A 14978-nucleotide genomic window follows, 5' to 3' on the forward strand; every position below is an offset into this window, starting at 1 on the left:
CCCCGTGCCCCGTGCCCATTTTTGATGATTCAGTGCGCCCTGCTGGAATCGAACCAGCCTGAAGACGAATTATGAGTTCGTTGCCTCCCCAATCGGCCAAAGGCGCTTGTTGTTTTGGATTGTGGGTTGCTAAGAGAAAATTACTTCAACTCTCAGGCCAACCTCATTTGCTAATTTTAGAGTGAGAAAAATACCTCAAGCACTGAGTTTAGCCAATTCCATGAATATAGCACAAATTTACCACGTGTGAATACTGGACAATAGGTTACTAGATTTTTATACTACATAATTTGATCATAGAAGATATAGTGCAAACTAATATTGATTAAGTTCCTTTAAGGATTGAGGTCAAAAGCTTCACTATTCTTAAATAGACCAGCATTCTATTGTGATAGCTTGTCAGCGATGAAAATAAATTCTACTGTACTTCTTACTTTGATTTTGTTAATTCTGATGATGGGAGCAGGTTCTGTGAGCGCGTTTTTGGGCTTTGAACTGGGGAGTTCAGCACTTAAAGGCGTGACTACACCAGATGGGCGTCCTACAACCAAATTTGCCAGCAATAAGGCAAATAACTCCCAACAGGGAGGGCTAGTGCTATTAAAAGAGGAAGAAATTCTGAAAATTGTCAAGGCGCGAATTGAGGGTAAGACCAAAGCCGCTAAATCGGAAAAGCCAGAAGAAGATGATGAAGAAACCAATAGCAGCAAGCAGAAGCCAGAGGAAAAACCCCCAGAAGTAGTTGAAGAAAAGCCCCTACCAGGTTTTCCGGTTACTGCTCAAAGTCAGGGTGTAACAATGACTGTGCAATCTGCTCGCTACTCTGGTGGTGATTTACTACTGAAAGTGAAAATGCAGAACAAAGGTAAGGATTCTGTGCGTTTCCTGTATAGTTTTTTAGATGTTACCGATGACAAAGGACGAACCCTGAGTGCAAGTACAGAGGGTTTACCAACAGAATTGCCTGTAAATGGGCCAGCATTTTCAGGTACAGTAAGCATTCCTACAGCTTTACTTGATGATGTCAAGAAAATATCGCTTGCTCTGACTGATTATCCCGCTCAACAATTGAAGCTAGAGGCATCGAATATTCCTGTAGAAAGGTAGATTGGCATTGGGCATTGGGCATTGGGCATTGGGCATTGGGCATTGAGAATTGGTGATTATATGTTATTTTTTACCATTCCCTATTCCCTATTCCCCCTAAATGGAGGGCGTGAGTTTTACACGAGCTTTGGCGGTGAGTGGTTTTCCTAATTTAAGTTTGATAGAAGTGGCGCTGCGGTTGTTGTCAGTGCTACTACTGATTGCCATAAATGCCTTTTTTGTGACAGCGGAATTTTCGATGGTGAGCGTGCGGCGATCGCGTATTCACCAGCTAGTTAAGGCTGGGGATATTCCAGCGATCGCTGTAGAAATGTTACAACGCAGTATTGACCGACTGCTATCTACCACCCAGTTAGGTATTACCCTCTCTAGTTTGGCGCTGGGATGGATTGGCGAAAGTACAATTGTTGTGCTGGTGAATGCCTGGCTAAGATCCTGGCCTCTACCCAGTGGGATGACTACCTTCCTCGCCCATTCCCTATCAATTCCTATCGCCTTTTTCTTGATTGCCTATTTGCAAATTGTGATCGGAGAATTATGTCCCAAATCTTTAGCCATGCTGTACTCAGAACAGCTAGCAAGGTTTTTGGGGCCTCCGGTAAAAGCGATCGTGCGTTTTTTTGGCCCCTTCATCTGGATTCTTAACCAATCCACTCGTTTTTTATTACGAATTTTTGGCATCCAATACACAGGTCAAGGCTGGCGACCGCCTGTAACTCCCGAAGAATTGCAACTGATCATCTCTACAGAATGGGGGTCTACTGGGTTACAGCGTGCAGAGCGAGAATTGCTCAATAATGTCTTTGAGTTTGGGGATGTCATGGCCCAAGATGTGATGATCCCGCGCACCAGTATTATCACACTGCCAAAAGATGCTAGCTTCCAGACATTACTCAGGGAAATGGCTTCTACTGGTTACTCTCGCTATCCCGTGATTGGTGAATCTTTGGATGATGTTCGCGGCATTGTTTATTTTAAAGATTTGGCACAACCTTTGGCAGTAGGAAAGCTCAGTTTAGACACACAGATCCAACCTTGGATGCGTCCCGCTCGATTTGTTCCAGAACACACGCCCTTGAGTGAACTTTTGCCCATGATGCAGCAAGAGAAACCCGCTATGGTCATGGTAGTGAATGAATTTGGCGGTACTGTGGGACTAGTGACAATCAAAGATGTCATTGCCGAAATTATTGGCGATCCCAGCGACCTTGAAAGCAGTGAAGACTTACTGATTCAGATGTTAGGTGAGCAAAAATTTTTGGTGCAAGCACAAATCAACCTTGAAGACCTCAACGAAGTTTTGCATCTCAATTTGCCCCTGACCAGAGAATACCAAACACTAGGGGGCTTTTTGCTGTATGAGTTACAGAAAATTCCTGCCAAAGGCGAAATCTTTTGTTATCAAAATCTCGAATTCACCGTGGTATCGATTGTTGGCCCACGCCTGCATCAAATTCAACTGCGACGGTTAGAGGAAGAGGGGAGAGCAGAGGAGCAGAGGAGCAGAGGAGCAGAGGGGAAATAATCAATGCCCAATGCCCAATGCCCAATGCCCAATGCCCAATGTCTCTACTGTGCATACACCAGTGGATCGACAAGTCCCAATTCGGCAAAAGCTGCTAGCCGTAAGCGACAAGAATCACACACACCACAGGCGACATCTCCACCAGCATAGCAAGACCAAGTTAGTTCCCAAGGAACTCCCAATTGGTTCCCCAGTTGGATGATTTCGGTTTTTTTCAGATTGATTAGGGGTGCAACAATATTAATTGGTTGTCCCTCACGCCCTTGTTTGGTTCCCAAGCGAAAAACTTCCTGCATTGCTTGGATATAGTCGGGGCGACAATCAGGATATCCTGAGTAATCTAGGGCATTAACGCCGATATAGACACGCTCTGCTGTGATCGCTTCGGCGTAACTAAGAGCAAAGCTTAAAAAGATAGTATTACGAGCTGGAACATAAGTGACAGGAATGTTTTGAGACATTTCATCCAGCGATCGCTCCTGGGGTAAATCAATGGCATTATCGGTAAGGGCCGAACCGCCCCATTGTCGTAAGTCAAAGCTAACTACCTGATGTTTTGCGATCGCAGCTTTTTGAGCGACACTGAGGGCTGACTGTAACTCTCGTCGGTGTCGCTGCTGGTAATCAAAGGAAATAGCATGACATTCACAGCCATCAGCTTGAGCTTTGTACAGAATTGTGGAAGAGTCCAATCCCCCAGATAACAGAATTACAGCTTTCATCTCGGTTGCAAATTTTGGATTTCAAATTACTGAATCAAACCTTAACAAGATGCCAGAAAGCAATGCCAAGGAGAATTTATACTTAACTCTTACTGAAAGCTTTAAAGTTAATAAAAATACATATATTTTTGTCGAAAGTGCAAAATCCAAAGCAAACTCGAAATATCTATACAAAAGATATTTGGATTACGGGAACCGATCACAAACTTTGAAATTCTTCATAAACATAGGCTCTATGTTACCATCTGGATGGTTTTAGACGGATCGTAACCGGCTTTCGAGTATAAACGCCAACGGCCGTAGCGTCTCTAAATTTGGTGGTTGAGGAGAGAATAATAGTGCAAAATAGCATGTCAGTGGCAGAACCGAATCCATATACACAGCGCAACCAGCCACGACCAATCCGCATAGGCGTGATTGGAGTGGGTAACATGGGACAACACCACGCTCGCGTGCTGAGTTCAATGAAAGATGTTGAACTAGTCGGAGTGGCAGATATTAACGTCGAGCGAGGATTAGAAACTGCCAGCAACTACAAGGTGCGTTTTTTTGAAGATTACTGCGATCTGCTACCCCTTGTGGAAGCAGTTTGTGTAGCTGTTCCCACCCGTCTGCACTATGCCGTGGGCATCAACTGTCTGTTAGCGGGAATTCATGTTTTGATTGAAAAACCGATCGCAGCCAGTATTTCTGAGGCAGAGTCTTTAGTAAATGCCGCAGCTGAGTCTGGGTGTATCCTGCAAGTAGGTCATATTGAGCGTTTTAACCCAGCTTTTAAAGAACTGAGCCAAGTTCTAAAAACAGAGGAATTACTGGCGCTAGAAGCCCACAGAATGAGTCCTTACTCAGATCGGGCAAACGATGTTTCAGTTGTGCTGGATTTAATGATCCATGACATCGACCTACTTTTAGAATTAGCTGCTTCCCCAGTCACAAAATTGACTGCTAGCGGTACTCGCTCCTTGGACTCTGGTTATTTAGATTACGTAACTGCCACTTTGGGGTTTGCCAATGGTATTGTTGCTACTCTGACTGCCAGTAAAGTCACTCACCGAAAAATTCGCCGGATTGTCGCCCATTGCAAAAATTCATTTACTGAGGCAGATTTTCTCAAGAATGAAATTTTGATTCACCGACAAACAGCTGCCAATTCTCTCACCGACCACCGACAAGTACTTTACAGGCAAGATGGTGTGATTGAAAAAGTCTACACCAGCAATATTCAACCTCTAAGTGCAGAATTAGAACATTTTGTCAACTGTGTACATGGTGGCAATCAACCCTCAGTAGGTGGTGAACAAGCTCTCAAAGCGCTGAGACTGGCAAGTTTGATTGAACAGATGGCGCTGGAAGATCGAGTTTGGAATCCATTAGACTGGCAATCGGAACCAAGGGTACAATCACTGACCCCGACAGCCTAGAAGAAAAGGGGATGAGGGGGATGAGGGGGTAAGGTAAAATTTTCTCCCTACTCTCCCACAGCCACCAACTCAGAAGAAAACCCTAGAGTATGTTTTTAAATTTGCCATCAAGTATTTAGATCCTCCCTAGTTTTTTTACAAAACTGACTAAGGGGGATCTAAAAAATTAGAAAACAAAACCTAGTGATTCGTTTCATTAATTTTATGAGGTTTGTAGTGAGAGATTTATCGCTCAATGTCAAGGATTAGAGCTACTTACGAACTTTTCTAACCCTCGAAATTAATGAAATAGACCCCTAGCTTCCACTTCTCTTCCTCTATTTTATAAGTTGCGATGCAACTTTTAGTGCAGCCAAGTTATACCAACTTGAAAAAAGAATGCGACAGATACATACTCCCAAACCTTTGTTCTGTTTGGCTTTCTTAATGCGTGAATTTTGTTAGCGAAGCGTTAGCGAGTCCGCGTACTCTTACAGAGAAGCAAGCTACGCTTTTAGCGTCTCGTAGAGAGCGTCATTTTGAATTGGTATTACCTTGACCCTAGCAAGCAGGGATAATTACCTTTTAAAAAACTAAGGCTCAATCTTAGTAACAAGACTAGTGCAGCAATTTCAGGAATTGACTCAATGCTTGAATGGATAACTAACACTATCAACTATTTTGGCTATTGGGGAATCGCCATACTAATGTTCCTAGAGAACCTTTTTCCCCCAATTCCTTCAGAATTGATTATGCCACTGGCTGGATTTACAGCAAGTCCATATCAACCAGGAGGGGCAAAGCTGAATATCATTGGTGTGTTTTTCGCAGGACTTTTGGGTTCTGTATTGGGCGCACTTATTTGGTACTATCCAGGTAAGTTTTTGGGTGAAACTCGTTTGAAAGCTTGGGCTGACAAGTATGGCAAATGGCTGGCTATATCCAGTAAAGATATTACCAAGGCCAAAGAGTGGTTTGACCGACAAGGTAAAACAGCAGTATTAATTGGTCGTCTTGTACCAGGAATCCGCACCTTGATTTCTGTTCCCGCAGGGATTAGCAATATGCCTTTGCTACCATTTTTGTTTTACACAACATTCGGTAGCGCTGCTTGGGTGGGTTTGTTAACATACTCAGGATACATATTGGGTAGTCAGTATGAACTTGTGGACAAGTACCTTGCTCCTGTATCCAAAATCGTACTTGGCGGTTTGGTTCTAGCATTTGTTTTCTGGATATTCAAGCGCCAGTTAAGACGCACTAGAAGATGAAACACGGACGCTTTTGGTTTGAAAGCAGTGAAAGCAGGGGTTACATCTGGCCAAAATTCGCCTACACTATGCCAAATAATACTAGATATGCGTTGGCAGAGCTTACCAGAGGTATCGCCGGAATTAATTTTTGGCGTATTTCTAGCTACACTTGACGCAACCTAGAATTTCTGGTTGCTCGCATTTTTGTAAGATGAGCATGACAACTTTTTACAGTTAAGTTTGAACTAGGAGCTTTCATGACAGACCAACCTTCCGCCGCTACCCCAATCAATGCTGCTGCTATACCCATGAATAGGGTGTCGGCATCGACTCCCATCAATGCTGTTAATAATACTCCCAAGCCAACCGGTGTTCCAGGGAAAACTATTCTCAGTGTTGACTTAGGCAGAACTTCCACAAAAACTTGTGTGAGTCGTGAACCCGGCAATGTGGTGTTCGTACCTGCTAACGTCAAGCAGATGTCAATCGAACAAGTACGCGGTGGTGTTTTTGAAGCCAGGGCTACTGACCCCTTAATGGATTTGTGGCTGGAGTATCAAGGAAATGGATATGCTGTTGGTCAACTGGCAGCCGATTTTGGGGCAAATCTAGGAGTTGGCCAATCTAAGGTAGAAGCTGCACTGGTAAAAGTGTTAGCAAGCGCTGGCTACTTCAAACTCAGAGATGATATCTCAGTCGTACTGGGTCTGCCTTTTCTTTCCTTAGAGCAATTTGAAAAGGAAAAAGCACAGTTGATTAGCCAAGTAGGTGGCCCTCATGTGTTGAACTTTCGAGGCGAATCTGTGTCGCTCAACGTCAGTAAGGTATGGGTAATGCCAGAAGGCTACGGCAGCTTGCTGTGGTCTGAAGCTCAACCAAAGAAAAACCCTGGTAGTCCTGATTTTACAAAAATATCGGTGGCGATCGTCGATATTGGACATCAAACCGTCGATCTTTTGATGGTAGATAACTTCCGTTTTGCCAGAGGTGCTTCCAAGAGCGAAGACTTCGGGATGAATAAGTTTTATGAATTGGTGTCTGCCGAAATCGAGGGAGCAGATAGTCAATCTCTAGCGCTGATTTCCGCTGTAAACAAACCCAGAGGTGAACGCTTTTACCGTCCTAAAGGCGCTAGCAAGCCCACCAACCTAGACGATTTTCTTCCCAACCTTACAGAGATGTTTTCTCGTGAAATCTGTAGCCGTGTACTAGCCTGGTTGCCAGAACGCGTCACCGATGTGATTCTCACTGGTGGCGGTGGTGAGTTCTTCTGGGATGACGTTCAACGTCTGCTCAAGGAAGCAAAGATTAATGCTCATTTAGCAGCACCTTCCCGTCAGGCGAATGCTTTGGGGCAGTATATTTATGGAGAGGCACAATTATCCTCCAATCGCGCTGCTAGGGCATAAAGCTGATGTTCCAATGGTCAAAAAAGGTAGTTAAATCCGTCACGTTCAACCCAGAGCTTGCTGATGAAAGCTTGTTAGCGCAAGTAGAAAGTTATTTGGAAAAACAACCAGACAAGACTTTCAGCGACCTCTGTAAAGAAGCCTTATGGCAATCTTTATGTGTACCGGAACCTGTACAACCTGCTCCACAAACAGCAGCAGTCACAACACCGATTGATCAACAAATTGGTGAACTGCAACGTCAAGTGGCTGGACTTGAGGAACGTTTTTTTGCCAAGGGATCTAATCGTTTGGAGGCGATGGAACATCATCTACTGCAACTTTCTCAACAAGTTGCACAACTGGCGCTTATAGTCAACGATCGATCGTTCATTCCGTCTCCAACTCAATTAGAAGTAGTAAATAATACTTCTTATACTGTTGCTACCCCTCCTCAAGAGGTTGACCCCGTAATCAGTCGCCTTAGTCAGTTTCTCGATGATTTTTAAGGAACAATCAGGTTTGTGAGCAATTTTTGCTCATGTTAACAATCCTTAATAGTATTAACTATTAAGGATTATTAATGTTTATTGATATTTTTTAGAAGTGGAATTTCTGGTGGGAAGCGCCTTTGAGTCTTTGCAACTAATTAAGTTTGATAAAAAAGCGATCGCGCATAGAGATTTCGTGCTGATTGACATTATTGTAGCTGGGCGATCGCTCTTATTAGCCCTCTTCTGTCACTCTCCGAAAACATTTGCCATTTCTGAATTCTAGAGCTTTTGTATAGCCTGCGTAGGCGTAGTCCGCCGCAGGCATCGCACGATTATTTTCTAATAACAAATACAAGACCGATTTTTTTCTAATAGTATAGCTTGTATTCATTGCCTCATAAGGCTTCTAGCAATCGCCCTCCCGGAGAGTGACAGAAGAGGGTTAGGGAACTCCAAGAAATAAATTATTCAATTTTGTGGGGTGGGCATCTTGCCCGCCCTATTTACTGGGCGGGCGAGACGCCCACCCTACAATAGTTAATTGGATATTTTTTGGCTCTCCCAGACTTTGTTTGATAAATTAATACTAAAAAACAGTTAAAACACCTGATGTAACTAGGTTTCGCTAAAACAGAATCAAAGATTTAATAAAAATATGCTTTCTGATTCTTGAATCCCTTACTATATAAGGACTTAACCTGATATCAAGTATTAATTTTCTATAACTAGTCTAGGAGAGCCATCTTTTTCTGTAAAAAATCTTCGTCCTCCAACATCTAGGGAAGATGCGATTATTGCTATTAACTTAGAACTTAAATATTTAGTGAGTCGCCACGACGAAGAAATTAAAGTTTGGAATATAGATAATAATCAGCTAATGAGAACGGTAAATCTTAGCGATACTCAGTATAAAATCAGTAATATAGTAGTAACTAAAAATTCTGAATATCTTCTGGCATTCTATTCTGATAAGTCTTATATTCATGATGATAAATCATACCCAAAGATTAAATTATATGACTTAAAAAAGGGTAAACTAATTCGCTCTTTCAGTGATAAGTCTGGTTTTCCAAGTATAAGTCCGCTTCATGTAAGTGATGATGGGAAAACAATTATTGGAGTTGTAGAGGAATATAATTCATCTAAGCTTAAAATATGGAATATAAAAACTGGTCAAGAGCATATCGTTGAGAAGACACGGAATGAAGAAGATTGGCACCAATCGTTCTCAGTTATTGATAGTGATGTTACTCAAAATCTTCTGTTTACTAGAAGAGATCAGGAGCTTGAAGTCCGACAACTTAACACAGGTAAATTAATTAGTGTTAAACATTTAAGCTGCCAGGTAAGTGACTCATCTAAAATAATTTCAGATAATAAATTATTTGTTAACGTTAATAATACAAATGATAGAGACGATTCTATTGAAGTATGTAACTTAACTAATGGCGAAAAAGTTCACACTTTATATGAAGTAGATTCAAATTCAGAATTCAGTCCTAATAGCAAGAATATTGCTATTAGCAGTAATAGTCAGAATCAGATGATCGAGCTATATAATTTGGAAACAGGAAAAATTGACCAGTCTTTTATGATGCTCCGTACTCGGGGCGAACTCTTGTTTTCACTCCTGATGGTCGATTTTTACTCACTGGAAGTAAGAATGGTATGAGGATTTGGCGAATACGTTAGATGCTCGAATTCAGAAATTCGCTCACTTTTGTGTTGAAACAGCCGAATACTACTACATGTTAATACTATATTCTTTTTTTACTTTATGTACTGTATGAATGCTAGAATCCTCAAGTAGACAGTTAGGATACTTAAATGCCAGTTGTAGCTAACTCAATCAAGTTTGGTACAGACGGCTGGCGGGGCGTTATTGGTGACGAGTTCACCTTTGAACGCCTAGCCCTGGTCGCGCCAGTTGCCGCAAAAGTATTATATGATACATATTTTTATACGGTTGGTAGCCGGACAATAATTGTCGGTTACGATCGCCGATTCATGGCTGAAGACTTTGCTCGTGCTGTTGCCGATACTGTCAGTGCTGTCGGATTTGATGTACTACTGAGCGAGAGCTATGCCCCAACCCCAGCTTATAGTTGGGCAGCAAAACAACTCAATGCTTTAGGGGCGCTGGTAATTACAGCCAGTCATAATCCCGGTACATATTTAGGGTTAAAAGTCAAGGGTTATTTTGGTGGGTCAGTGCCGCCAGAAGTCACAAAAGAGATAGAAGCGCAGTTGTCGGTTGGAGTACCACTAGCAACTACCCCAGGTAAGCAAGAGAAGTTCGATCCTTGGCCCAGTTACACTCAAGCGCTAGAAGGTAAAGTTGATATTGCCAAACTTCGAGAAGCGATCGCATCTGGCAAATTGACGTTATTTGCCGATGTCATGCATGGCGCTGCGGCTGGTGGATTGGCGAGACTACTAGGCAATCAGGTCAAAGAAATCAACAGCGATCGCGATCCCCTATTTGGTGGCGGTGCGCCGGAACCCTTGCCTAAATACCTTTCAAAGCTATTTGAAGTCATCAAGACTCACAGAGAAACCGATAAATCAGGTTTAACGGTAGGGTTGGTATTTGATGGAGACTGCGATCGCATTGCAGCAGTAGATGGAGAAGCTAACTTCCTAAGTTCTCAGGTATTAATCCCGATATTAATCGACCATTTAACCCTGCGGCGAGACTTTAAGGGTGAAATAGTTAAAACTGTTAGTGGTTCCGACTTGATGCCCCTTGTAGCAGCACTACATAACCTGTCAGTCTTTGAAACAGCGGTTGGTTATAAATATATTGCTGACAGAATGTTAGTAGCAAAAGTGTTGCTGGGTGGCGAGGAGTCGGGGGGAATTGGCTATGGTAGTCATATTCCCGAACGTGATGCCCTATTGTCAGCCTTGTATGTACTAGAAGCGATTGTAGAATCTGGTTTGGATTTAGGGGAGTATTATCGCCACTTGCAGAAACAAACAGGGTTTACCTCAGCATACGATCGCATTGATTTACCTTTAGCAAGTATGGAAGTGCGATCGCGTCTTTTGCAACAATTGCAAACCCAACCCTTAACAGAAATTGCCGGGTTAGCAGTGATTGATTGCCAAACAATTGACGGCTACAAGTATCGTCTAGCTGATAAAAGCTGGTTAATGATTAGATTTAGCGGGACTGAGCCAGTTTTACGGCTATATTGCGAAGCCCCGACAATTGAGCAAGTGCATCAAACTCTTGCTTGGGCGAAACAGTGGGCGGAGTAAAATTCATTATTAGTCATTAGTCATTTGTCCTTTGTCTTTGGTAAATGACCAATGACTAATAACCAATGACCAATGACTAATAACCAATGACCAAATTACTTGTAGTAGCCACAGGAAATCCAGGTAAGCTGCGGGAAATGCAGGCTTACCTGGAAAATTCTGGTTGGGAATTAACCCTCAAACCTGAAGAGTTGGAAATTGAAGAGACGGGCGAAACTTTTGCCGCTAACGCTTGTCTCAAAGCGTCACAAATTGCTAAAGCTACGGGAAATTGGGCAATTGCTGATGATTCGGGACTGCAAGTAGATGCCCTAAATGGCGCACCAGGAGTTTATTCTGCACGTTACGCCAAAACCGACTCAGAACGCATTGCTAGGGTACTCAGAGAATTAGGCAACGAGGTAAATCGACAAGCACAATTTGTTTGTGCAGTAGCGATCGCTCGTCCTGATGGTGCGATCGTATTAGAATCTGAAGGTATTTGTCGCGGCGAAATCCTCCACGTCCCTCGTGGTGATAGTGGTTTCGGCTACGACCCAATTTTTTATGTGCAAGAACTGCAATTGACCTTTGCTGAAATGACACGGGAGTTGAAGAGATCAATTAGCCATCGAGGCAAGGCTTTTACAGCTTTACTTCCGCAACTAGAGAGAGTGAAGAATTAGAAGAGACGCGATTAATCGCGTCTATGCAAGAGTTAGGAGAGACGCGATTAATCGCGTCTGTACAAGAGTTAGGAGAGACGCGATTAATCGCGTCTGTGCAAGAGTTAGGATTTATGAATTCTGCTAAATCTTCATTCATTAGTCCTGACTCACAACTCATAACTTTTAACTCTTAACTCATAACTTTTTTAAACTGCTTCTGTGTTCTTTTCGCCGGTGCGAATCCGAATCACTTGCTCAACAGGCGAGATGAAAATTTTACCATCGCCGATTTCACCAGTGCGGGCAGCAGCAATAATTTTGTCTACCACCATATCAACCTGATTGTCGTCAACTACGATTTCCACTTTGAGTTTTTGCAGAAACTCAACAGTGTACTCAGAACCGCGATACCGTTCAGTTTGACCTTTCTGGCGTCCGAACCCCCGGACTTCAGAAACAGTCATGCCAACAATACCAGCGTTAACTAAAGCAATTTTCACCTCATCTAGCTTAAATGGGCGGATAATAGCTTCTACTTTTTTCATCTTCTTTACTCCTGACTTCTACTAGCTTCGTTTATATATCTAACCAGATCCGCTGTCTGAAGCTGTAACTAGCGGTGCTTTTCCTAAAAAATATGTAATAATTACAACTTTTTTAAAGTGTAAGTGCTTTACTTGAGGGTTTATGACATAAAAAGCGGCAAGGATTTATTAATTGGATAATCTTTGAGGTTCTAACATAAAGAAGTTGCTGTCAATTTAGCATTTTATGTAGCTTTTATAACCTAAAAATAGATCGTTTCCACCATTTAGCAGATTTGTTTGGATATTTAGAGAGTGATTGCAGCCAAATTATACGGTCGCCCGAAAGCCTGCTACTGCTGCTGACTGTGGGAATGTCAACTAACGTTTCTGGTGTTCAAACAAGGGACGCACAACGAAATATCCAGCACTAAAGGCAGTCAGCATGATTAACAAGATGGTAATAATTAACCACCAGCCATTGAGTCCCTTGACATCTGGCTCAGTAGTGGAATAATAACGGACTTGTTGCTCTTCTATAAAAACTGGTTCTGGTATCGGAAAATTCATTTCCATTACAGGTGCAGAAAAGTCTTGTCGGCGGCTTTTTTCGGCTGGTTGCTTGGACACCACAGATGAACGCGAACGAGAAACCTGCTGAGGTGAAGGCGCTTGTGTTACTGGCTGTTTAGCGGCACTTTTAACGTCACCAGAAGCTTGGTTAGTTTGGGGATAATTAGCTGTAGTATGGGAATCCACAAAATTTTGCAAGCGAGAAAAAGACTCAACGACTTTGGTAATTTCTTGGCGTAATAGTTGATTTTCTTGCGTTAGTTGCTGATTTTGGGTAGTGAGTGCATTTAGCCTCGCCTGTGCTGCTTGCAACTCTGTTGACAATTCCCTGTATACAGATAGTGGTACAGAGGGAGGGTAGGCTTGAGTACTCGGTGTTGGCGAATTTCTGTGAACAGAACCTATGGTTGTTCGCATCGGGGGCTTGGTATTAAAAATCAAAGTAATTAGATCGTACAGAGATGCTAACAGAGATAGTCACCCCTGAAACTATGCCCAAGAATAATAGAAAAATACCGAAAGGGCAAAGATTTTTTATTTGGGCATTGGGGATGAGCTACTGAGAAAACTTTTCTCTAGTCCCCATCTCCAATGCCCAGTCTCCAATCCTTAATCCCTAGTCTCTAGTCCCTAGTCCCTAGTCCCCACAATGGGAAGAAGTGTCCCACAGGGCCTTGCCCTTCACCAATATCTAGGGCGTAAGTGAGTGCGGTAGTCACATATTCCTTTGCCTGTTGCACTGCCTGCCACAAATCTTTTCCTTTAGCTAGATTAGCAGCGATCGCAGCCGATAGTGTACAACCAGTACCGTGGGTATTTTTTGTCTCTACTTGCTGGCAAGTCAAAACTTCCAACTTGTCCCCATCAAACCAGATATCAACGCCACGCAAATCTCCCTGCATACCTCCGCCTTTGACTAAAACAACCTTCGTCTTTAAAGTCTTGTGAATAATTTCAGCAGCGGCTTGCATATCCTCTAAAGAATTAATTTGTAAACCGCTCAAAATCTGGGCTTCATAACGATTGGGCGTAATCATAACCGCTTTGGGAATCAAGGCATGGCATAAAGTCTTTACAGCATCATCATCAATCAATTGTGCTCCCGTGCGTGACACCATTACTGGATCAACTACTAAATTATTGATTTGTAAAGCTTCCACTTGCTGAGCAACAGCAAAGATAATTTCTTGATTGAGCAACATTCCGGTTTTGGCAGCTTGTACGCCAATATCCTCAACTACTGCCTGAATTTGCGCCACAACAGCCTCTGTTGGCATAGCGTCAACCCTCTTCACTCCTAGAGTGTTTTGTGCCGTGACGCAGGTTATAGCACTAGTACCGTGGACACAGTGAAAAGCAAAGGTACGTAAATCAGCTTGAATTCCGGCACCACCACCGCTATCTGAACCAGCAATGGTTAAAGCAACAGGTATTCTGGAGTTTATTTCAGTGTTCATATTATGAAGATTAAGTAAGTTAGCGTTATCAAACCAAACTATCTCAAAGATTGATGAACTAGGCTAAAACTCTCTTCCCCCTACCTGATTTCAACGACTGACTCCACCAAACACCTCCATAGTTTTTTGAGTTTTGTTGTAAAAAAACTTACCACATTCCGGACATTTACTGATATCAAGTGCTATTTGTAAAGGTTAGTTTTAATCCAAGTTCACAACGCTCACTTACACCGCTTAAAACAGGTTCAACTAAGTTGTTACATTAGTCCCCTTAAGTTCAAGGGTCAACCTAACTAAAGTTTCAACCAATTTTACTTTGATCGCTTTAACTTTAAGTCCCCAATTATCACTTAAGGGTGAATTTTACTATGCAGATTTGGCAACCCACTGACCTAAAACAACGCATAAAGTTCAGAGGAATAACTATGCCAAATATGATCGTTTTATCGAATATAGCAGATGCTAAAACTGGTTTTAAAAGAGCAGCGATGTCTACGGCGGGCTACGCCTATGCAGATGCTAAAGATGAAGTCTGGAGTAGAAGCGTCTGCGCACTAATCGTCCAATTATCTTCAACAAAACTCTGACGATTGACAGTATTGATATTCCTGATTTAACCATCAA

General features: G+C 42.6%; 16 protein-coding genes and 1 tRNA gene. 11 read left to right on the top strand and 6 right to left on the bottom strand.

What is annotated here, in order from left to right:
* Positions 1-33 precede the first annotated feature (33 nt).
* Positions 34-106, bottom strand: a tRNA-Ile gene (locus HWQ43_RS33015).
* A gap of 299 nt (positions 107-405) precedes the next feature.
* Here HWQ43_RS33015 and HWQ43_RS33020 point away from each other — a divergent pair.
* Positions 406-1107, top strand: a complete 702-nt coding sequence (locus HWQ43_RS33020; protein WP_099102321.1) for a hypothetical protein — start codon at positions 406-408, stop codon at positions 1105-1107.
* Between the two features lie 100 nt (positions 1108-1207).
* Complete coding sequence (locus HWQ43_RS33025) at positions 1208-2632, top strand: hemolysin family protein (RefSeq protein WP_292741505.1); 1425 nt, start codon at positions 1208-1210, stop codon at positions 2630-2632.
* A 44-nt stretch (positions 2633-2676) separates the two neighbouring features.
* Here the strand turns inward: HWQ43_RS33025 and queC are convergent, their stop codons facing one another.
* Entirely contained in the window at positions 2677-3354 is a 678-nt protein-coding gene (queC, locus tag HWQ43_RS33030; RefSeq protein ID WP_292741507.1) for a 7-cyano-7-deazaguanine synthase QueC, read from the bottom strand.
* Between the two features lie 338 nt (positions 3355-3692).
* Between queC and HWQ43_RS33035 the strand changes: the two genes are divergently transcribed.
* From HWQ43_RS33035 to rdgB, 8 genes are all read left to right on the top strand, one after another.
* On the top strand, positions 3693-4775 hold the full coding sequence (locus HWQ43_RS33035; RefSeq protein WP_292741509.1) for a Gfo/Idh/MocA family oxidoreductase: 1083 nt from the start codon (positions 3693-3695) through the stop codon (positions 4773-4775).
* 626 nt (positions 4776-5401) lie between these two features.
* Positions 5402-6025: a DedA family protein gene (locus HWQ43_RS33040; protein ID WP_292741511.1), complete on the top strand. Its 624-nt coding sequence runs from the start codon at positions 5402-5404 to the stop codon at positions 6023-6025.
* A 239-nt stretch (positions 6026-6264) separates the two neighbouring features.
* Entirely contained in the window at positions 6265-7416 is a 1152-nt protein-coding gene (locus HWQ43_RS33045; RefSeq protein ID WP_292741513.1) for a ParM/StbA family protein, read from the top strand.
* A gap of 5 nt (positions 7417-7421) precedes the next feature.
* Entirely contained in the window at positions 7422-7904 is a 483-nt protein-coding gene (locus tag HWQ43_RS33050; protein WP_292741515.1) for a plasmid segregation centromere-binding protein ParR, read from the top strand.
* Between the two features lie 109 nt (positions 7905-8013).
* Positions 8014-8172 carry a hypothetical protein gene (locus HWQ43_RS33055; RefSeq protein WP_292741518.1) on the top strand — a complete coding sequence of 53 codons (159 nt, stop codon included), beginning with the start codon at positions 8014-8016 and terminating at the stop codon, positions 8170-8172.
* A gap of 540 nt (positions 8173-8712) precedes the next feature.
* On the top strand, positions 8713-9561 hold the full coding sequence (locus tag HWQ43_RS33060; protein ID WP_292741521.1) for a hypothetical protein: 849 nt from the start codon (positions 8713-8715) through the stop codon (positions 9559-9561).
* Positions 9562-9716: 155 nt separating this feature from the next.
* On the top strand, positions 9717-11153 hold the full coding sequence (locus HWQ43_RS33065; RefSeq protein ID WP_292741524.1) for a phosphoglucomutase/phosphomannomutase family protein: 1437 nt from the start codon (positions 9717-9719) through the stop codon (positions 11151-11153).
* Between the two features lie 86 nt (positions 11154-11239).
* Positions 11240-11818: an RdgB/HAM1 family non-canonical purine NTP pyrophosphatase gene (gene rdgB / locus HWQ43_RS33070; RefSeq protein ID WP_292741526.1), complete on the top strand. Its 579-nt coding sequence runs from the start codon at positions 11240-11242 to the stop codon at positions 11816-11818.
* Here the strand turns inward: rdgB and HWQ43_RS33075 are convergent.
* The 4 genes from HWQ43_RS33075 to thiD all read right to left on the bottom strand — a co-directional run bounded on the left by HWQ43_RS33075 (position 11778) and on the right by thiD (position 14354).
* Positions 11778-11978 (bottom strand): hypothetical protein, encoded by a 201-nt coding sequence (locus HWQ43_RS33075; RefSeq protein WP_292741529.1) that lies wholly within the window; start codon positions 11976-11978, stop codon positions 11778-11780. The genes rdgB and HWQ43_RS33075 overlap by 41 nt on opposite strands.
* 28 nt (positions 11979-12006) lie before the next feature.
* Positions 12007-12345: a P-II family nitrogen regulator gene (locus tag HWQ43_RS33080; RefSeq protein WP_012410794.1), complete on the bottom strand. Its 339-nt coding sequence runs from the start codon at positions 12343-12345 to the stop codon at positions 12007-12009.
* A gap of 360 nt (positions 12346-12705) precedes the next feature.
* Positions 12706-13314: a hypothetical protein gene (locus tag HWQ43_RS33085; RefSeq protein ID WP_292741532.1), complete on the bottom strand. Its 609-nt coding sequence runs from the start codon at positions 13312-13314 to the stop codon at positions 12706-12708.
* Between the two features lie 206 nt (positions 13315-13520).
* Entirely contained in the window at positions 13521-14354 is an 834-nt protein-coding gene (thiD, locus tag HWQ43_RS33090; protein ID WP_292741535.1) for a bifunctional hydroxymethylpyrimidine kinase/phosphomethylpyrimidine kinase, read from the bottom strand.
* A gap of 425 nt (positions 14355-14779) precedes the next feature.
* Between thiD and HWQ43_RS33095 the strand changes: the two genes are divergently transcribed.
* Entirely contained in the window at positions 14780-14941 is a 162-nt protein-coding gene (locus HWQ43_RS33095; RefSeq protein ID WP_292741536.1) for a hypothetical protein, read from the top strand.
* The last annotated feature ends 37 nt before the right edge of the window (positions 14942-14978 follow it).

It is taken from the genome of Nostoc sp. JL31 (assembly GCF_017114965.1).
GTDB classification, from domain to species: Bacteria; Cyanobacteriota; Cyanobacteriia; order Cyanobacteriales; family Nostocaceae; genus Nostoc; species Nostoc punctiforme_A.